This window comes from Micromonospora chalcea (assembly GCF_002926165.1).
Classification (GTDB): domain Bacteria; phylum Actinomycetota; class Actinomycetes; order Mycobacteriales; family Micromonosporaceae; genus Micromonospora; species Micromonospora chalcea.
Genome location: NZ_MAGP01000183.1, coordinates 1 through 17,181 on the forward strand (window position 1 = coordinate 1; position 17,181 = coordinate 17,181).

The 17,181-nt window shown below is 73.4% G+C and carries 19 protein-coding genes; 3 read left to right on the plus strand and 16 right to left on the minus strand.

Annotated features, from left to right (window positions below; genetic code table 11):
- Positions 1-257: 257 nt before the first annotated feature.
- Complete coding sequence (locus tag BAW75_RS31560) at positions 258-551, minus strand: hypothetical protein (RefSeq protein ID WP_104115959.1); 294 nt, start codon at positions 549-551, stop codon at positions 258-260.
- Positions 552-895: 344 nt separating this feature from the next.
- Between BAW75_RS31560 and gndA the strand changes: the two genes are divergently transcribed.
- Positions 896-2,338: an NADP-dependent phosphogluconate dehydrogenase gene (gene gndA, locus BAW75_RS31565; protein ID WP_104115968.1), complete on the plus strand. Its 1,443-nt coding sequence runs from the start codon at positions 896-898 to the stop codon at positions 2,336-2,338.
- A 15-nt stretch (positions 2,339-2,353) separates the two neighbouring features.
- Here the strand turns inward: gndA and BAW75_RS31570 are convergent, their stop codons facing one another.
- The 4 genes from BAW75_RS31570 to recO form a co-directional block, all read right to left on the minus strand.
- Positions 2,354-2,578 (minus strand): thioredoxin reductase, encoded by a 225-nt coding sequence (locus BAW75_RS31570; protein WP_104115960.1) that lies wholly within the window; start codon positions 2,576-2,578, stop codon positions 2,354-2,356.
- A 122-nt stretch (positions 2,579-2,700) separates the two neighbouring features.
- The gene (locus BAW75_RS31575; RefSeq protein WP_013287960.1) at positions 2,701-2,886 is read right to left on the minus strand and encodes a hypothetical protein; all 186 of its coding nucleotides are present in this window, start codon (positions 2,884-2,886) and stop codon (positions 2,701-2,703) included.
- A gap of 70 nt (positions 2,887-2,956) precedes the next feature.
- Positions 2,957-3,769 carry an isoprenyl transferase gene (locus BAW75_RS31580; protein ID WP_104115961.1) on the minus strand — a complete coding sequence of 271 codons (813 nt, stop codon included), beginning with the start codon at positions 3,767-3,769 and terminating at the stop codon, positions 2,957-2,959.
- Positions 3,766-4,638 (minus strand): DNA repair protein RecO, encoded by an 873-nt coding sequence (gene recO / locus BAW75_RS31585; protein WP_043329020.1) that lies wholly within the window; start codon positions 4,636-4,638, stop codon positions 3,766-3,768. The genes BAW75_RS31580 and recO overlap by 4 nt, the downstream gene beginning before the upstream one ends.
- A 102-nt stretch (positions 4,639-4,740) precedes the next feature.
- Here recO and BAW75_RS31590 point away from each other — a divergent pair, with 102 nt between their 5' ends.
- On the plus strand, positions 4,741-5,520 hold the full coding sequence (locus tag BAW75_RS31590) for a DUF4097 family beta strand repeat-containing protein (protein WP_104115969.1): 780 nt from the start codon (positions 4,741-4,743) through the stop codon (positions 5,518-5,520).
- Between the two features lie 6 nt (positions 5,521-5,526).
- Here BAW75_RS31590 and BAW75_RS31595 read toward each other — a convergent pair whose 3' ends face one another.
- The 8 genes from BAW75_RS31595 to BAW75_RS31630 all read right to left on the minus strand — a co-directional run bounded on the left by BAW75_RS31595 (position 5,527) and on the right by BAW75_RS31630 (position 12,935).
- A complete protein-coding gene (locus tag BAW75_RS31595; protein WP_104115962.1) occupies positions 5,527-6,705 on the minus strand; it encodes an acyltransferase family protein in 1,179 nt (392 codons plus the stop codon).
- Between the two features lie 150 nt (positions 6,706-6,855).
- Entirely contained in the window at positions 6,856-7,752 is an 897-nt protein-coding gene (gene era, locus BAW75_RS31600; RefSeq protein ID WP_043329016.1) for a GTPase Era, read from the minus strand.
- A complete protein-coding gene (locus BAW75_RS31605) occupies positions 7,749-8,135 on the minus strand; it encodes a hypothetical protein (RefSeq protein WP_030503128.1) in 387 nt (128 codons plus the stop codon). Before BAW75_RS31605 ends, era begins: the two co-directional genes overlap by 4 nt.
- Positions 8,128-9,537 (minus strand): hemolysin family protein, encoded by a 1,410-nt coding sequence (locus tag BAW75_RS31610; protein WP_176722779.1) that lies wholly within the window; start codon positions 9,535-9,537, stop codon positions 8,128-8,130. The genes BAW75_RS31605 and BAW75_RS31610 overlap by 8 nt, the downstream gene beginning before the upstream one ends.
- Positions 9,513-9,986: an rRNA maturation RNase YbeY gene (gene ybeY, locus BAW75_RS31615; protein WP_104115963.1), complete on the minus strand. Its 474-nt coding sequence runs from the start codon at positions 9,984-9,986 to the stop codon at positions 9,513-9,515. Before ybeY ends, BAW75_RS31610 begins: the two co-directional genes overlap by 25 nt.
- 38 nt (positions 9,987-10,024) lie before the next feature.
- Complete coding sequence (locus tag BAW75_RS31620) at positions 10,025-11,083, minus strand: PhoH family protein (RefSeq protein WP_030503125.1); 1,059 nt, start codon at positions 11,081-11,083, stop codon at positions 10,025-10,027.
- A gap of 134 nt (positions 11,084-11,217) precedes the next feature.
- Positions 11,218-12,594, minus strand: a complete 1,377-nt coding sequence (locus BAW75_RS31625; protein WP_104115964.1) for a serine hydrolase domain-containing protein — start codon at positions 12,592-12,594, stop codon at positions 11,218-11,220.
- Positions 12,591-12,935 carry a histidine triad nucleotide-binding protein gene (locus tag BAW75_RS31630; RefSeq protein WP_013475524.1) on the minus strand — a complete coding sequence of 115 codons (345 nt, stop codon included), beginning with the start codon at positions 12,933-12,935 and terminating at the stop codon, positions 12,591-12,593. The genes BAW75_RS31625 and BAW75_RS31630 overlap by 4 nt, the downstream gene beginning before the upstream one ends.
- A gap of 93 nt (positions 12,936-13,028) precedes the next feature.
- Between BAW75_RS31630 and BAW75_RS31635 the strand changes: the two genes are divergently transcribed.
- Positions 13,029-13,790: an SDR family NAD(P)-dependent oxidoreductase gene (locus BAW75_RS31635; RefSeq protein ID WP_104115965.1), complete on the plus strand. Its 762-nt coding sequence runs from the start codon at positions 13,029-13,031 to the stop codon at positions 13,788-13,790.
- 15 nt (positions 13,791-13,805) lie between these two features.
- Here the strand turns inward: BAW75_RS31635 and BAW75_RS31640 are convergent, their stop codons facing one another.
- The 3 genes from BAW75_RS31640 to hrcA form a co-directional block, all read right to left on the minus strand.
- Positions 13,806-14,540: a 16S rRNA (uracil(1498)-N(3))-methyltransferase gene (locus tag BAW75_RS31640; protein WP_104115966.1), complete on the minus strand. Its 735-nt coding sequence runs from the start codon at positions 14,538-14,540 to the stop codon at positions 13,806-13,808.
- Position 14,541: 1 nt separating this feature from the next.
- Positions 14,542-15,687 (minus strand): molecular chaperone DnaJ, encoded by a 1,146-nt coding sequence (gene dnaJ / locus BAW75_RS31645; protein ID WP_208635360.1) that lies wholly within the window; start codon positions 15,685-15,687, stop codon positions 14,542-14,544.
- A gap of 73 nt (positions 15,688-15,760) precedes the next feature.
- Complete coding sequence (gene hrcA, locus BAW75_RS31650) at positions 15,761-16,783, minus strand: heat-inducible transcriptional repressor HrcA (protein ID WP_030503120.1); 1,023 nt, start codon at positions 16,781-16,783, stop codon at positions 15,761-15,763.
- Positions 16,784-17,181: the final 398 nt, after the last annotated feature.

The following is a 17,181-nucleotide window of genomic DNA, read 5'->3' on the forward strand; positions in this document are numbered from 1 at the left end:
CTCGCCCTCGCCCCGCCCCGCCCCGTTGATCATGAAGTTGACGGCACGGGTTGCCCGTTTTGTCGCCGCCAACTTCATGATCGACCGGCGTCGGGGAAGATCTTGGTAGGAAATGGTCCCTATAGGGGCCGAAATCTTCCAAGATCTCTAGGGACACCGGCGGTGGGGGCGAGCGGCGGGAAGGAGAAACGCTGCCCGGGCAAGGACCCGGATGAGGGGCCTGCCCGGGCAGCGGGCGACGGGAACCAGCCTGCCGGTCAGCTCCGGCGGAACGCGTAGAAGCGGGTCTGGCCGGCGCGCTGGCTGCGCCCGGTGACCCGGGCCTGCCGCCCTGCCGGTGGGCCGGATCGGGGCGGCGTCGCGGGTGCGCTGGGCAGGACCGGAGTCTCCGGTGACGCCGAATGCGGCGCCGCGTCCAGGGACACGGCGGACGCCACCGGCTCCGTCGGGAGCACCACTGCGGGCGGCGCGGTGAGCGCGTCGCGCGCCGGCGCGATCACCTGCGGCGAGGACTGTTTGCGGGACTTCTTCGGATTGCGCTTCGCGGGCATTCGCGGGCCTCCTGTCGTGCGGGCGCGCCGACCGGGACGCGCCGAGCGAGGACTCCGGCGCATTCCGATCACGACAGACACCGCGACCGACGGTGGCGGGGAAGGATGCGGACGCCCGGAGCAGGACGGGTCCACGGCACTCGCGGCGGTGGACCGGGCTCGGAGGTGGGGCGTCACATACGCATGCGGCAACGCTATCGCGCCACCGGCGAGTCCTGCAGCCGAATTAAGCCGAGGGACGTACGGCCACCCGCCGGTCACGCCCTGTGGACACCGTGGCCCACATCCTCGACGGCCGCGATACGGTCGCAGCACGGCAGTACGGACGAGAGGTGGCGGTACGCATGGCAGAGCAGGCGACGGCGCAGATCGGGGTCACCGGTCTGGCGGTGATGGGCCGCAACCTGGCCCGGAACCTGGCCCGCAACGGCTTCGCCGTGGCGGTGCACAACCGGTCGCCGGAACGTACCCGCAGCCTGGTCGCGGAGCACGGCGACGAGGGCACGTTCGTGCCGTCGGAGTCGCTCGCGGACTTCGTCGGCTCGCTGGAGCGGCCCCGCGCGGTGATCGTGATGGTGAAGGCCGGCGCCCCGACCGACGCGGTGATCGACGAGCTGGTCCCGCTGCTGGAGGAGGGCGACATCGTCGTCGACTGCGGCAACGCGCACTTCGCCGACACCCGCCGCCGGGAGGAGGCGCTGCGCGCGCACGGGCTGCACTTCGTCGGTACCGGCGTGTCCGGCGGCGAGGAGGGCGCGCTGCTCGGCCCGAGCATCATGCCCGGCGGGTCGGCCGAGTCGTACCAGAAGCTGGGGCCGATCTTCTCCAAGATCGCCGCGCACGTGGACGGCGAGCCCTGCTGCCGGCACGTCGGGCCGGACGGCGCAGGCCACTTCGTGAAGATGGTGCACAACGGCATCGAGTACGCCGACATGCAGCTCATCGCCGAGGCGTACGACCTGTTGCGGGCCGGTCTGTCGGCGAGCCCGGCGGAGATCGCGGAGATCTTCCGGGAGTGGAACGGCGGCGAGCTGGGGTCGTTCCTCATCGAGATCACCGCCGACGTGCTCGGCCACACCGACGCGGCAACCGGTCAGGCGTTCGTGGACATGGTGCTCGACCAGGCCGAGCAGAAGGGCACCGGCCGCTGGACCGTGCAGAGCGCGCTCGACCTGGGCATTCCGATCACCGGCATCGCCGAGGCCACGTTCGCCCGGTCGCTGTCCGGGCACGCCGGCCAGCGCGAGGCCGCCCGCCGGGTGTTCGCCGACGCGGGCGAGAAGTGGCAGGTGGACGACCGGGAGACGTTCGTCGAGGACGTGCGCCGCGCGCTGCTGGCCAGCAAGATCGTCGCGTACGCGCAGGGCTTCGACCACATCCGCGCCGGCAGCCGGGAGTACGACTGGAACATCGACCTGGGCGGCACGGCCACCATCTGGCGGGGCGGCTGCATCATTCGGGCCGGTTTCCTGGACCGCATCCGCGAGGCGTACGACGCGGAGCCGGACCTGGCGACGCTGCTCGTCGCGCCCTGGTTCGCCGAGCGGGTCAGCGCCGGCGTACCGGCCTGGCGACGGGTGGTGGCCGACGCGGCCCGGGCGGGCGTGCCGGCACCGGCCTTCGGGTCGTCGCTGGCCTACTTCGACGCGCTGCGGGCGCAGCGGCTGCCGGCCGCGCTGATCCAGGGGCTGCGGGACAACTTCGGCGCGCACACCTACCACCGGGTGGACCGGGACGGCTCGTTCCACACGCTCTGGGCGGGCGACCGCTCCGAAGTGGAGGCGTGAGCCCGGCCGGGCACCTCACCAGGCCCGCTGGGCGTGCGGGTCGGGCGCCCAGCCGGCCGCCGGCTCGCCGGCCGCCAGTTCGCCGATCTCGCCGGAGCGGACCGCCGGGGTGTGCCCCAGTTCGGCGCACCACCGCTCGGCCAGCCCGGCGCACAGCCCGGCGACCGCGTCCCGGCGGTCCGGTTCCACCAGGTCGGCGGCGGCCAGGGCAGCAGTCATCTCGTACCGGAGATCGCGCATCCTCCACCCCCGTGGCGGGCGCGCACCCGGCGGCGCGCCCCTGCGCCGATCGTAGAGCGCAACGCCCCGCGCCCGGCGGTAAAGCCGGATGCGGGGCGTACCGGTCGGGCCGACGTCGCAGGTCAGAAGAACCGGCGACGCCTGGCCTTCTGCGGCCGGATCAGGTCGGCGCCCTTGGTCAGCAGACGGCTCACCCCGGACGGGCCGCGACGGGCCTCCAGGGTGTGGCTGAGCCGGCGCGCGCCGGCCGCCGCCAGCGGCACGGCGACCGCCATGACCGCCCACTGCGCGATCCGCTTCTGAATCATGTGGTTCACCTCCGCGTTTGCTGTCTGGAGGTATCGGTACCCAGAGCGGCGCGCCGGTAAGCCTGCCCCCTCAGGCGCCCGGGGCGACCGGGTTGGGCAGGGCGCCGCCGAAGCGGCGGTCGCGCTGGGCGTACAGCTCGCAGGCGTACCAGAGGTGGCGGCGGTCGAAGTCGGGCCAGAGCGTGTCCAGGTAGACCAGCTCGGCGTACGCGGTCTGCCAGAGCAGGAAGTTGGAGATGCGCTGCTCGCCGGAGGGGCGCAGGAACAGGTCGACCTCGGGCACCTCGGGGTGGTAGAGGTACCGCGCGACAGTCTTCTCGTTCACCTTGGCCGGGTCCAGCTTGCCGGCCGCGACGTCGCGGGCGATCCCGGCGGCGGCGTCGGCGATCTCCGCCTGGCCGCCGTAGTTGACGCAGAACTGCAGCGTCAGCGTCGAGTTGCCGCGCGACATCTCCTCGGCGGTCTGCAGCTCGGAGATGACGCTCTTCCACAGCCGGCCCGCGCGGCCCGACCAGACCACCCGTACGCCCAGGTCGACGAGCTGGTCGCGGCGGCGACGGATGACGTCGCGGTTGAAGCCCATCAGGAAGCGGACCTCGTCGGGCGAGCGCCGCCAGTTCTCGGTGGAGAACGCGTACGCCGACAGGTAGGGGATCCCCATCTCGATCGCGCCTTCGACGGTGTCGAAGAGGCTGTGCTCGCCCTGCTCGTGCCCCTTGGTGCGGGGCAGGCCGCGCTCCTTGGCCCAGCGGCCGTTGCCGTCCATCACGATGGCGACGTGCCGGCACACCGCGGCGGGCGGCAGCGCCGGCGGACGGGCCCCGGAGGGGTGCGGGGTCGGCGGGACCGGCTCGCGGCGGGTCGCCCTCGTCGATCGGATCACTCGGTCATCTCCCTGTTCACACCGGCGACGGGCCCGGCGCCGGAGCGCGGCGGGGCCACATCCGGCCCCGCGCCGCCGGGCGACGGGACCGCGCCGGCCGCCGGGGCGCCCCGGTCGACCAGCGGCAGCGAGCGTAGCGCGCGTTCCAGATGCCACTGGAGGTGCGCCGCGACCAGCCCGCTGCACTCCCGGCGTACGCCGGTCTCGGCCGCGTCGGCGTACCCCCAGTCGCCGGAGGTCAGCGCGGACATCAGCTCCAGCGTGGCGGGCGCGGGGTGGGCGGCGCCGGGGGGCCGGCAGTCCGGGCAGACGGCGCCGCCGGCCGGTACGGAGAACGCGCGGTGTCGGCCCGGCTCGCCGCAGACGGCGCAGGCGGCGAGCGCCGGCGCCCAGCCGGCGAACGCCATGCCGCGCAGCAGGTACGCGTCGAGCACCAGCGTGGTGGCGTGCTCGCCGCGGGCCAGCGACTTCATCGCGCCGAGGGTGAGCTGGAACAGCCGCAGCGACGGTTCGCGCTCGACCGGGGTGAGCCGCTCGGCGGTCTCGGCGATCGCGCTGGCGGCCGTGTAGCGGGGGTAGTCGCCGAGGAACCGTTTGCCGTACAGCTCGATCGCCTCGACCTGGCTGACGGTGTGCAGCGAGCTGCCCTGGTTGCCCTTGGGGTCACCGGCGAGCTGGAGGTCGACGTGCCCGAACGGCTCCAGCCGGGCGCCGAACCGGCTCGTGGTGCGCCGCACCCCCCGGGCCACCGCGCGCAACCGGCCGTGCCGGCGGGTGAACAGCGTGATGATCCGGTCGGACTCGCCCAGCTTCTGCACACGCAGCACCACCGCGTCGTCGCGGTAGAGCTGTCGGCGGTACCCGGCCATCAGGCCATTCTCCCTCCGGGTGCGATCTCAGGGTCGGCTCGGGGTGGACCGGCGGGCGATCCCCGATGTGCCGGGCGCCGGGCCGGACCTAGTGTGCTGGCCATGGCTTCGCTCCGTACCGCGGTGGCCGCGACCGCTGCCGCCACGCTCATCGTTCTCTCCGGGTGTGACACCCTCTCGTTCCGCCGGCTCGACTACGACCACACCGAGCAGGCGAAGATCACCCGGATCACCGTGACGGAAGACGGCGCCGGGGACGTCGTGGTCCGGGCCAACGGCCCGGCCGACCAGGTACGGATCAAGCGCGTCGTCCGCTACCAGGGCGACGAGCCGACCAGCCGGTACGAGATCAAGGGCGACGAACTCGTGCTGCCCACCGACTGCGGTCACCGGTGCAGCATCTCCTGGGAGGTGACCGCGCCGCCCGGCGTGGCGGTGAAGGGCGGGACCGCCTCGGGCAACGTCGACCTGACCGAGATCGGGGCGGTGGAGTTCACGCTCAGCTCCGGCGACCTGACCATCCGGGGCGCCACCGGAGAGGTCCGCGCGTCGTCCACGTCCGGCAACATCCGGGTGGTCGAGGCGGCCCGCCCGGTGCGGTTGCGGGCCCGTTCCGGCGACATCGAGGCCCGGCGCCTCGCCTCCGCGGTCGACGCCGAGACCACCTCCGGCAACGTCGTCGTGGAACTGGACCAGCCCGCTCCGGCCCGGCTGCACGCCACCAGCGGGGACGTGGACCTGGCCGTGCCGGCCGGCCGCTACCGGGTGCGGGCCGAGGCGAGATCCGGGGACACCGACGTGACGGTGACCGACGACCCTGGCGCGTCAGTGCTGCTGGACGTCTCCGCCACCAGCGGGAACGTGACGGTCACCAGCCGCTGAGCGCGGTCAGTCGGCGGCCGGGGCGTCCCGCCGGTGACCGCCCGCGCCCGGCGGCGGGTCGTCCGCCCGGTCCACCGCGCGGCGCGGCGACGGGATCCGGGCGCCGGCGCCCACCAGCCCGTCCTGGGCGCCGGCGGGAGCCGGGCTGGCCGGGGCGGCCGCCGCCCGCTCCGCCACGGTCCGCCGCGGCCTGCCGGGCAGCAGTTCCGGGGTACGCCGGGCGGCCACGTCCTCGACCCAGCCGACCATCAGCGTCACCACGCCGACCAGCGCGAAGACCAGCCCCACCCGCAGCCACAGGCCGACCGGGTCGCGTGGCGACCAGCCGACCAGGCCGACGAGCGGGGTGAGCGCCACCACGAACGGCATGTGCCAGAGGTAGATGGTCAGCGCGCGCCGGTTCACCACCGTCACCGCGCGGCCGAGCGCCGGCACGCGGTCGACCCAGGTCACCCCGGTCGGCGCGCGGCCGATCGCGACCAGGATGAACGCGGCCGACCAGAGCGCGTTGCCCAGCGGGATGTCGTTGATGTCGTACCCGCGCGGGCCGGGATGGGTGAAGATCCAGGCCAGGCCGGCCGCGCCGACGGCGGCGGCCACCGGCAGCAGCACCCGGTTGCGCATCCGGCGCAGCAGCCCGTCGTGGTGGGCGAAGCCGAGCAGCCAGGCGCCGAAGTAGAGGCCGAACTCGCGCAGCACCGTCGGCGGGTTCGCCAGGATGCCGGCCTCGATCGCGACCAGGAGCAGGTACGGCGCGGCCAGCGTGGGCAGCGGCGCCCGGCGGAACAGCCACAGCACGAACGGCGAGGCGAGCACGAACCACAGGTAGTCCCGCAGGTACCAGATCGGGCTGAGCGCCAGCCCGCCCCAGTAGTTGGCCGGCGGGTCACTGATCGGGAACAGCCAGAGCAGCACCTTCGGGCCGAACGCCAGCCCGGTGAGCAGCATGGCCGGCACGAAGACGGCGGCGACCACCCACAGCGACGGCAGCAGCCGGCGCAGCCGCCGCCCGACCGCGCCCACCCCGCTGCGGTCCAGCGACGCGGCCATCAGCGACCCGGCCAGGGCGAACATCACCGACATCGCCGGGAACACCAGCGTGAGCGTGGCGTAGCCGGTGACGTGGTACGTGACGACTCGAAGGATGGCCAGGAAGCGCAGCAGGTCCAGATAGCGGTTTCGCATCAGCTCGCGGCGGGGTCCGGGGGCAGAGACAATGGTCCCTACCCTGCTCCCGGACACCGCCAAACAACCACAGACGCCTATGAAAAGTGAGATGTCCCATAGGCCTGACTGATCCTGATCACCCGTCGCCGAGCACGCCCGGCCGAGGGCTCAGAAGCCGAGCTTGCGCAGCTGCTTCGGGTCGCGCTGCCAGTCCTTCGCCACCCGCACGTGCAGGTCGAGGTAGACCCGGGTGCCGAGCAGCTCCTCGATCTGCCGCCGGGCGGTGGTGCCGACGTGCTTGAGACGGCTGCCCCGGTGGCCGATGACGATGGCCTTCTGGCTCGACCGCTCGACGTACACGTCGGCGTAGATCTTGGTGAGGTTGCCCTCCGGGATCATCTCCTCGACCACCACCGCGATGGAGTGCGGCAGCTCGTCGCGTACGCCCTCCAGCGCCGCCTCGCGGACCAGCTCCGCCACCAGGACCTGCTCCGGGTCGTCGGTGAGCATGTCGTCCGGGTAGAGCTGCGGAGACTCCGGCAGGTAGCCGGTCATCACGTCCACGAGCGTGTCGACCTGGTGCCCGGAGACCGCGCTGACCGGCACCACGGCGGCGAACTCGCCCAGCTCGCTGACCGCGAGCAACTGCTCGGCCAGCCGCTTCTTGTCCACCAGGTCGGTCTTGGTGACCACCGCCAGCACGGTGGCCTTCAGGCTCGCCAGCTCGCCAGTGATGAAGCGGTCGCCCCGGCCGACCGGCTCGTTCGCCGGCACGCACAGGCCGATCACGTCGACCTCGCTCCACGTCTCCCGGACCAGGTCGTTGAGGCGCTCCCCCAGCAGCGTGCGGGGGCGGTGCAGGCCCGGGGTGTCGACAAGCACGAGCTGCGAGTCCGGCCGGTGCAGCACCGCCCGGATGATGTGCCGGGTGGTCTGCGGCTTGTTCGAGGTGATCGCGATCTTGGTGCCGACGATCGCATTCGTGAGCGTCGACTTGCCGGCGTTCGGCCGCCCGACGAAACAGGCGAAACCGGCCCGGTAGGGACGCGCCTCAGGCGTGGTCACTCGACCACCGTGCCGAGCACGGCGCCGTCCGGCGCGGCCACGTGGATCGGCGCGTCGGCGGACAGGTCACGCACCGCCGCGTGCCCCGCCCCGTCCAGCGTCGACGCCTCGGTCACCACCACAGCGGCCTCCAGCCGGCTCGCGCCCGCCGCCACCGCCGAAGCGACAGCCAGCTGGAGCGCGGTGAGCGTCAACGACGGCAGCGCCACGCTCGCCGCCGCGTACGTCCGGCCGTCCTGGTCGCGGACCGCGGCGCCCTCCACTGCCGCCACCCGGCCCCGCGCGCCCCGGGCCAGCACGACGAGCTTGGCGTCCTCGGCGCTCAGCTCGGCCGGATCAGCCGGGGTGGGCAGGGCGGCGGGCACGGCGGGTGTCTCAGGCATCGGCGGATTGCCTCTCCTCGGAACGGTTGTTGTCGCCACGGGAATCGGGCGGGTCGTTTCGGTTCGCGCCCTCCGGCGCGTCGCCCCGGTCGACGCGGCTCACCAGAACCGTGTCGATCCGGTTGCGCCGGCCGGTGGTGCCCTCGGCCATCAGCCGCAGGCCGGCCACCTCGGCCTCGGCGCCCGGGATGGGCACCCGGCCGAGCGCCTGCGCCAGCAGGCCACCGACCGTCTCCACCTCGTCGGTGGGCAGCTCGGTGTCGAACAGCTCGCCCAGATTCTCCACCGGCAGCCGCGCGGTCACCCGCACGGCCCCGTCCGGCAGATGCTCGACCGGCGGGCGCTCGACATCGTACTCGTCGGTGATCTCCCCGACGATCTCCTCCAGGATGTCCTCGATGGTGACCAGCCCACCGGTGCCGCCGTACTCGTCGACCACGATGACCAGGTGGTTGCGGGCCGCCTGCATCTCCGAGAGCAGGTCGTCCACCGGCTTGGACTCCGGCACGAACGTGGCCGGGCGCATCAGCTCGGCCACCGGCATCTGCCGGGCGCCCTGGTCGCCCTGCACCCGCCGGATCAGGTCCTTGAGGTAGAGCACGCCGAGCACGTCGTCGACGTTCTCGCCGATCACCGGGATGCGGCTGAACCCGGAGCGCAGGAACAACGCCAGCGCCTGGGCGAGCGTCTTGCGCTCCTCGATCCACACCATCTCGGTACGCGGCACCATCACCTCGCGCGCGATGGTGTCGCCGAGCGCGAAGACCGAGTGGATCATCTGGCGCTCGCCGTGCTCCACCACGCCGCGCTGCTCGGCCAGGTCGACCAGCTCCCGCAGCTCCACCTGGGTCGCGAACGGCCCCTCGCGGAAACCCTTGCCCGGGGTGACCGCGTTGCCGATCAGGATCAGCAGTGACGCCAGCGGGTTGAGCGCGCGGCCCAGCCAGCGCACCAGCGGCGCGACCGCCCGGCCGACCGCGTACGCGTGCTGGCGGCCGATCGTGCGCGGCCCGACCCCGACCACCACGAAGCTCACCACCGTCATGGCGCCGGCGGTCACCAGCGCCGCCCGCCAGCCCGCGCCGAACGTGTCCACAGCCACCAGCGCGACCAGCGTGGTGGCGGTCAGCTCGGCCAGCAGCCGCAGCAGGAGCAGCAGGTTCAGATGGCGGACCACGTCACCGGCGACCACCTGCAGGGCCCGCCCGCCGCGCGCCCCGTCCCGGGTCAGCTCCGCGGCGCGGGCCGGGGAGACCGCTGCGAGCGCCGCCTCGGTCATCGCGATCAGGCCGGCGAGGACCACCAGCCCGGCGGCGAAGACCAGGAGTTGAAGATCGGGCAGGCCGGCGGGCGCGCGGACCGCCGCCAAGGTGTCCATCACCGCGACCGGGTCGACCGCCAGCTGGCCAGCAGCCGGGCCTGGAGACCGAACATCTCCCGCTCCTCCTCGGGCTCGGCGTGGTCGTAGCCGAGCAGGTGCAGCACGCCGTGCACGGTGAGCAGGTGCAGCTCGTCGGCCGCCGAGTGCCCGGCCACGGCGGCCTGCTTGGCCGCCACCTCCGGACAGAGCACGATGTCGCCGAGCAGGGCCGGCTCACCGCCGGCCGGGGCGCTCTCGCCCGGGCCGTGGCCGCCGCTGCCCTCGTCCATGGGGAAGGCGAGCACGTCGGTCGGGCCGTCGCCGCCCATCCAGCGGTGGTTCAGCTCCGACATGTACTCGATGTCGACGAGCAGCACGGACAGCTCGGCGAGGGGGTTGACCCCCATCTCGTCGAGGGCGTGCCGCGCGACGGCGAGCACGGCGTCGGTGTCGACCTCGACACCCGACTCGTTGGCGATCTCGATGGACAACTGTCTTCCTCTGATGGTGTGACGGCTTGCGCCGGTGGTCAGCGGCGCCGGCCGGCCCGGCCGCCCTGGGCGGTCCGCCCGGGTACGGCGTGCACGCTCTGGGCCTGCTGGTTCTCCCGCTCGGCGTCCCAGCGGGCGTACGCGTCGACGATCTCACCCACCAGCTTGTGGCGGACCACGTCGGAGCTGGAGAGCTGGGCGAAGTGCACGTCCTCGACGTTGTTCAGGATCTCCCGGACCACGCGCAGGCCGCTGGTCGTCCCCCCGGGAAGGTCCACCTGGGTGACGTCACCGGTGACGACGATCTTGGAGCCGAAGCCGAGCCGGGTGAGGAACATCTTCATCTGCTCGGGCGTGGTGTTCTGCGCCTCGTCCAGGATGATGAACGCGTCATTAAGCGTGCGGCCCCTCATGTATGCCAGCGGCGCGACCTCGATCGTTCCGGCGGCCATCAGCTTCGGGATGGTCTCCGGGTCGAGCATGTCGTGCAGCGCGTCGTAGAGCGGGCGCAGGTAGGGGTCGATCTTCTCGTTCAGGGTGCCGGGCAGGAAGCCCAGCCGCTCCCCCGCCTCGACCGCCGGGCGGGTCAGGATGATCCGGTTGACCTGCTTGGCCTGCAGCGCCTGCACTGCCTTCGCCATCGCGAGGTAGGTCTTGCCGGTGCCGGCCGGGCCGATCCCGAAGACGATGGTGTGCGCGTCGATCGCGTCGACGTACTTCTTCTGCCCGAGCGTCTTGGGACGGATGGTGCGGCCGCGCCGGGAGAGGATGTTGAGCGTCAGAACCTCGGCGGGCCGCTCGGCGCCGCCCTGCTCGAGCATGCCGACGGTACGCCGTACCGCGTCTGTGGTCAGGGTCTCGCCTTTCTCGATCAGTTCGAGCAGCTCACTGAAGAGACGCTCGGCGAGGGCGTTGTCGGCGGGCGCGCCGGTGATGGTGATCTCGTTGCCGCGCACGTGGACGTCGCTGTTGACCGAACGCTCGACGAGTCGCAGGATCTCGTCGCCCGCGCCGAGCAGGTTCACCATGATCTTCTGGTCTCCGACCGTGATCCTGGTCTGCACGCGCGGCGTGCCGGGAGGTGGGGTGCCGGTCATAGGTCGGGCCGTCGGGCCCTGCGCCACCTGCTCTCCGCTTCTCTGTGCCGGGCCCTGCTGGCGCGGCGTACGGTTACCTCCCATCGTATCGGGTCGGCACCGCGCACACCGCGCCCATTTCCGGCGCTCGGCGATCAGTCACCGGCGCGGAAGTCGTACCCGTCGAAGGTCTCCTGGCGGCGGGTGAAGCGGTAGGTCGCCCAGTGCATCCGGACCACCACGCCGTGCTCGTCGCGCGTGAGCCGCAGCAGCTCCCCCACCTCGCGGCCGGAGACCGTGCGGAACACGTCCGGCCGGTCCGGCAGCGGCGCGAACACCGCCGGCGGCTTCCCGGCCGGGTCGTCCGCGCCCCGGGCGCGCAGCGTCCCGTCGTGCCAGGAGAAGACGTACTCGAAGCCCTCGCCCCACCAGCGGCCCAGCATGCCGCGCAGGTGCGCCGGGGCGGGCGGGCCGGGACGCCACGGCTCGATCTCCGCCGGGTCGTGCTCGGCGGCGGCGGCGAGCAGCCGGTGCGCCAGGTCGAACACCTCCACGCCGGCGCCGGACGAGCCGAGCACCGCGGCGCCCATCGCCCCGGCGGTGCCCTGCCCGCCGCGCCGCCCGTAGACGGCGGCGAGGAATCCGGGCATCGCGCCGTCGTGCCCCACGTGGGTCACCCGCTCGGGCTGCGGCACCAGGATCAGCCCGAGGCCGAAGCCGGCCGTCCAGACCGACTCGTCGGTGGTGGTGAGCGGCCAGCGCATCTCCTCGACGGTGGCCGCGGCGAGCACCGCGCCGTCCGGGTCGAGCGCCGCCGGGTCGGCCAGGAAGGCGGCCCAGCGGGCCATGTCCGGCGCGGTGCTCCAGAGCTGGGCTGCGGGGGCCACCGCGCCGAAGTCGGCCGGTGGCTCCGGGTGGGCCTCGTCGGAGTACGCGTCGACCAGGAACCCGGTCGCGGCACGCTCGGTCGGGGCCGGACCGGTGGCGGTCAGCCCGAGCGGGGCGAGGACCCGGTCGGCCAGCACCTCGGCCCAGGTCCCGCCGCGCAGCCGGGCCACCATCTCGCCCAGGAGGGCCATGCCGAGGTTGGAGTAGTGGAAGCGCCGCCCGGTGGGCAGCACCCGCTCGACCCGGGCCAGGTCGGCCAGCAGCTCCTCCACGGCCGGGGCGCGCAGGCTGTCCCACACGTCGCCGTGGGGCTCGCGTTGCAGGCCGGCGGTGTGCGACAGCAGCCGGCGTACGGTCAGCTCGCCGTGCGCCGGCAGGTCGAGGTGCCGCCCGACCGGGTCGTCCAGGTCGAGCAGGCCCTCGTCGCGGCACTGCATGACGAGTACCGCGGTGAACGTCTTGGTGACCGAGCCGATCCGGAACACCGTCTCCGGCCCCAGCGGGGTGTCGTTGCCGGTGTCGCCCACGGCGCAGGTCCAGAGCGGCCGGTCGGCGCGGTGCAGGGCGGCCGACACCGCCGGGATCCGCCCGGTGGCCTGGGCCTGGCGCACCATCCGGCCGAGCCGGTCCGAGACGTCGGTCATCGGCAGAGCATCGGGCCGAGCGGCGCGCCGCCGAGCAGGTGGGCGTGCACGTGGAAGACCTCCTGGCCGCCGTACGGGCCGGTGTTGAACATCAGCCGGAACCCGTCCACGGTCAGGCCCTCCTCCTCGGCCACCACGGCGGCGGTCTGGAGCACCTCCCCGGCCAGTTCGGGCGCGCCCTGGGCCAGCGTGGCCACGTCGGCGTAGTGCTCCTTCGGGATCACCAGCACGTGCGTGGGCGCCTTCGGGTCGATGTCCCGGAAGGCCAGGGTGGTGGCGGTCTCGCGGACGATGGTGGCGGGAATCTCCCCGGCGACGATCCGGCAGAAGAGGCAGTCCATCGCAGCAGTGTAAGGAGGGGCCCCCGCTTAACGCCTCCGGCATGGGAAGGGGCCCTTCTTAACACCCCGGGGCAGTGCGGCAGGATGGCCGCCATGGCGGGACGGGCGGTGCTGGTGACGGGGGCCTCGCGGGGCATCGGGCGGGCGGTGGCGCGAGCGTTCGCCGCAGGTGGGGACCGGGTGGCGATCCACCACCGGGACTCCGCCGAACTGGCCGAGCGGCTGCGCGCCGAACTGCCCGGCGACGGGCACGTGGTGGTACGCGCCGACCTGGCCGACCCCGACGCGGTACGCGCCATGGTGGACGAGGCGGCCCAGCGGCTCGGTGGCCTCGACGTGCTGGTGAACAACGCCGGTGTGTTCGGGCCGGCCGATCCCCCGCACCCGGTCTTCGAGAGCAGCTACGAGCAGTGGCGGGCGCGGTGGCGGGAGGTGCTCGACACCAACCTGGTCGGCGCGGCGAACGCGGCCTGGTGCGCCGCGCAGCACATGCGCGACAGTGGGGGCCGGATCGTCAACGTCTCGTCCCGGGGCGCGTTCCGGGGCGAGCCGGCCAACCCGGCGTACGGGGCCAGCAAGGCCGGGATGAACGTGATGGCCCAGTCGCTGGCGGTGGCCCTGGCGCCGTACGGCATCGGGGTGGCCTGCGTGGCGCCCGGCTTCGTGGAGACCGACATGACCAACGAGCACCTGAAGGCAGAGCGGGGCGAGGCGGTACGCGCGCAGTCCCCGTTCCACCGGGTGGCGCGTCCGGAGGAGATCGCGGCGGCGGTGCACTGGCTGGCGAGCCCCGAGGCCGAGTGGGCCTCAGGAACGATCATCGACCTGAACGGCGCTTCCTACCTCCGCTCCTGACCCACCCCTCCCCCGCTACCAGTGGGTCAGGCGGGTGGCCAGGACTGTCAGGGCGGCCACGCCTGCTGTGGACGTACGCAGCACCGACGGGCCCAGGCGGACCGTGCGGGCACCCGCCTCGGAGAACGTTGCCAGCTCGTGGTCGGCGATGCCGCCCTCCGGGCCGACCACCAGGACGATCTCCCCGGTGGTCGGCAGGTCGACTGTGGTCAGCCGGTCCTGCGCGCCCTCGTGCAGCACGAACGCGGCGGCCGCGCCGGCGATCCGGCGGGCCACCGTGGCGGTGGACTCGTCCGGGGCGCCGGCCACCACCGGCAGCCACGGGCGGCGGGCCTGCTTGGCCGCCTCCCGGGCGGTGGCCACCCACTTCTGCCGGGCCCGTACGCCCCGGTCGCCGCGCCACTGCGCCACCGAGCGGGACGCCGCCCACGGCACGATCTCGTCCACCCCGACCTCGGTCATCGCCTGCACGGCGAGTTCACCCCGGTCACCCTTGGCGATGCCCTGCACCACGACGAGCCGCGGGACGGGCGCGTCCGCGTACCCCCGGCTGGTGACGCGCAGGTCGAGCGTGCCCCGGCCGACGGCGGTGACCACCGCGGCGGCGGTGCCGCCCCGGCCGTCGGCGAGCAGCAGCTCCTCGCCGGCCCGCAGCCGCTGCACGGTGGCCGCGTGGTGGCCCTCCGGGCCGTCCAGCGTCAGCGTGTCACCGGTGGGCAGCGCCTCGACCAGGAACAGCGGGGCGGACACCTCAGGCGTGCCCGTTGAAGGCGTCGCGCATCCGGGAGAAGAAGCCGCCCTGCTTGGTCAGCTCGGCGACCTCCTCGCCGCGGGTCTTGGCGAAGTCGCGCAGCATCCGCTCCTGGTCGGCGTCGAGCTTGGTCGGGGTACGCACGTCCAGGTGCACGTAGAGGTCACCGCGACCGGTGCCGCGCAGGTGCGGTACGCCCCGGGCGCGCAGCCGCAGCGTGCTGCCGGGCTGGGTGCCGGGCTTGACGTCGACGGTCTCCTCGCTGTCCAGCGTCTTGATGGTCAGCCGGGTGCCGAGCGCGGCGGCGGTCATCGGCACCGTCACCCGGCAGTGCAGGTCGTCGCCCTTGCGGGAGTAGACGTCGTGCGGCCGCTCGTGGATCTCCACGTAGAGGTCGCCGGCGGTGCCGCCACCCGGGCCGACCTCGCCCTGCTGGGCCAGGCGGATCCGCATGCCGTCCTCGACGCCGGCCGGGATCTTGACGGTCAGCGAGCGGCGGGTACGCACCCGGCCCTCACCGGCGCAGGTCGGGCAGGCATGCGGGATGGTGGTGCCGTAGCCCTGGCAGACGGTGCACGGCCGGGCGGAGACCACCTGGCCGAGGAACGTGCGCTGCACCGACTGCACCTCGCCCCGGCCGGCGCACGCCTCGCAGGTGGCCAGGTGGGTACCGGCTGCGGTGCCGGCGCCGGAGCAGGTGGTGCAGAGCACCGCGGTGTCGACGGTGATCGGCGCCTCGATGCCGAACGCGGTCTCGTTGAGGTCCAGTTCCAGGCGCAGGATCGCGTCCGCGCCGGGCCGGGTGCGCGGCCGGGGTCCCCGGCTGCCGCCCGCCGCGCCGCCGAAGAACGCGTCCATGATGTCCTGGAAACCGACGAACGGACCGGCGCCGCCGGGCCCGCCCGGGCCGCCCATGCCACCGCCGCCGGGGGCGAGCGGGTCGCCGCCGAGGTCGACGATCTGCCGTTTCCGGTCGTCCGAGAGGACCTCGTACGCGGCGTTGATGTCCTTGAACTTCTCCTGGGCCTCCGGGTCCGGATTGACGTCCGGGTGGTACTGCCGCGCCAGCTTGCGGTAGGCGCGCTTGATCTCGTCGTCGGAGGCTTCCCGGCTCACGCCGAGAATGCCGTAGTAGTCCCTGGCCACTGCGTTAGGTGTCCTCATGTTCGTCTCGCGTCGCTCCGGTCGTCGGCCGCAACCGGCCGTCGGCCCTGACTGGTCAGTTCTGGGCCAGCAGTTCGCCCACGTAGCGTGCCACGGCCCTCACCATGGCGATATTGCCGGGGTAGTCCATCCGGGTCGGCCCGAGCACGCCGAGCCCACCGACGATGGTGCTGCCCGGTCCGTAGCCGGTGCTGACCACCGAGGCGGCCCGCAGGTTGTCGAACTCGTTCTCGTCGCCGATCAGCACGCGGGTGGTGCTCGGCTCGGTCTCGCCGATCAGTTTGAGCAGCACTACCTCTTCTTCGAGCGCCTCCAGGATCGGCCGCAGCGAGCCCTGGAAGTCGAGCAGGCCACCCCGGGTGAGGTTGGCCTGGCCGGCCAGCGCGAGGCGCTCCTCGTGCCGCTCCACGAGTGTCTCCAGCAGCACCGTGGACAGCGTGGTCATGGCCGGGCGCAGGTGCGGCGCGGACTCGTCCACCAGGGCCTGCACCAGCGGCGGCGTCTCGGAGAGCTGGCTGCCGACGAGCTTCTCGTTCACCAGCCGGCGCAGGTCGGTCACGTCGTCGGCGGGAACCGGGGCGGGCAGCTCGACGAGCCGCTGCTCGACCCGGCCGGTGTCGGCGATCATGACGACCATCAGCCGGGTGGTGGAGATCGGCACGAGTTCCAGGTGACGCACCTTGGACCGGGCCAGGCTCGGGTACTGCACCACGGCGACCTGCCGGGTGAGCTGGGCGAGCAGCCGGACCGTGCGGTGCACCACGTCGTCCAGGTCGACCGCGCCGACCAGGAAGCGCTCGATGGCGCGGCGCTCGGCGGGGCTGAGCGGCTTGACCCGGGAGAGCCGGTCCACGAAGAGGCGGTAGCCGCGGTCGGTGGGCACCCGGCCGGCGCTGGTGTGCGGCTGCCGGATGTAGCCCTCCTCCTCCAGCACCGCCATGTCGTTGCGCACCGTCGCCGGGGAGACGCCGAGCTGGTGCCGCTCGACCAGGGCCTTGCTGCCCACCGGCTCCTGCGTGGCGACGTAGTCCTCGACGATCGCGCGCAGCACGGCAAGTTTGCGGTCGTCGAGACCCATGTCCCCACCTCCTGACACACCTCGGCCGGGCCGGCACGCGGCATCCGCCGGGCGGCTGGCACTCGACTGTAGCGAGTGCCAGTCTACGTCGGCACCCCCACCGACGCGATGATCGCCTGACGGACCTGCGGTGCGGCCCACCACACCGCGCGGCACGCCAGGGCCGAACAGCCGGTCACGCTCGGTCTGTGTCGCCCTGGTGCGACTTGCCCGCTGGCCCTACCGTGACCTCCATGACTGAACCTCCTCGCCCTCCCGGAGCAGGGGACTCCGGCCCCCAGCCCGACCCGTCGGCGCCCTACGGCTCCGGCGAGCCGCCCACCGCTCCACTGTCCGGCGCGCCGGAGCCGTAGGGCGCCGACGGGTCGGGCTGGGGGCCGGAGTCCCCTGCTCCGGGA

Excerpts from the sequence above, each read along its gene's own strand:
- BAW75_RS31560 (WP_104115959.1), bottom strand. The coding sequence starts at position 551 with ATGCCCGCGAAGCGCAATCCGAAGAAGTCCCGCAAACAGTCCTCGCCG.
- hrcA (WP_030503120.1), bottom strand. The coding sequence starts at position 16,783 with ATGGGTCTCGACGACCGCAAACTTGCCGTGCTGCGCGCGATCGTCGAG.
- BAW75_RS31625 (WP_104115964.1), bottom strand. The coding sequence starts at position 12,594 with ATGACCGACGTCTCGGACCGGCTCGGCCGGATGGTGCGCCAGGCCCAG.
- BAW75_RS31595 (WP_104115962.1), bottom strand. The coding sequence starts at position 6,705 with ATGCGAAACCGCTATCTGGACCTGCTGCGCTTCCTGGCCATCCTTCGA.
- BAW75_RS31635 (WP_104115965.1), top strand. The coding sequence starts at position 13,029 with ATGGCGGGACGGGCGGTGCTGGTGACGGGGGCCTCGCGGGGCATCGGG.
- BAW75_RS31570 (WP_104115960.1), bottom strand. The coding sequence starts at position 2,578 with ATGCGCGATCTCCGGTACGAGATGACTGCTGCCCTGGCCGCCGCCGAC.
- BAW75_RS31620 (WP_030503125.1), bottom strand. The coding sequence starts at position 11,083 with ATGACCGGCACCCCACCTCCCGGCACGCCGCGCGTGCAGACCAGGATC.
- recO (WP_043329020.1), bottom strand. The coding sequence starts at position 4,638 with ATGGCCGGGTACCGCCGACAGCTCTACCGCGACGACGCGGTGGTGCTG.
- BAW75_RS31630 (WP_013475524.1), bottom strand. The coding sequence starts at position 12,935 with ATGGACTGCCTCTTCTGCCGGATCGTCGCCGGGGAGATTCCCGCCACC.
- gndA (WP_104115968.1), top strand. The coding sequence starts at position 896 with ATGGCAGAGCAGGCGACGGCGCAGATCGGGGTCACCGGTCTGGCGGTG.
- BAW75_RS31575 (WP_013287960.1), bottom strand. The coding sequence starts at position 2,886 with ATGATTCAGAAGCGGATCGCGCAGTGGGCGGTCATGGCGGTCGCCGTG.
- BAW75_RS31605 (WP_030503128.1), bottom strand. The coding sequence starts at position 8,135 with ATGCCTGAGACACCCGCCGTGCCCGCCGCCCTGCCCACCCCGGCTGAT.
- BAW75_RS31590 (WP_104115969.1), top strand. The coding sequence starts at position 4,741 with ATGGCTTCGCTCCGTACCGCGGTGGCCGCGACCGCTGCCGCCACGCTC.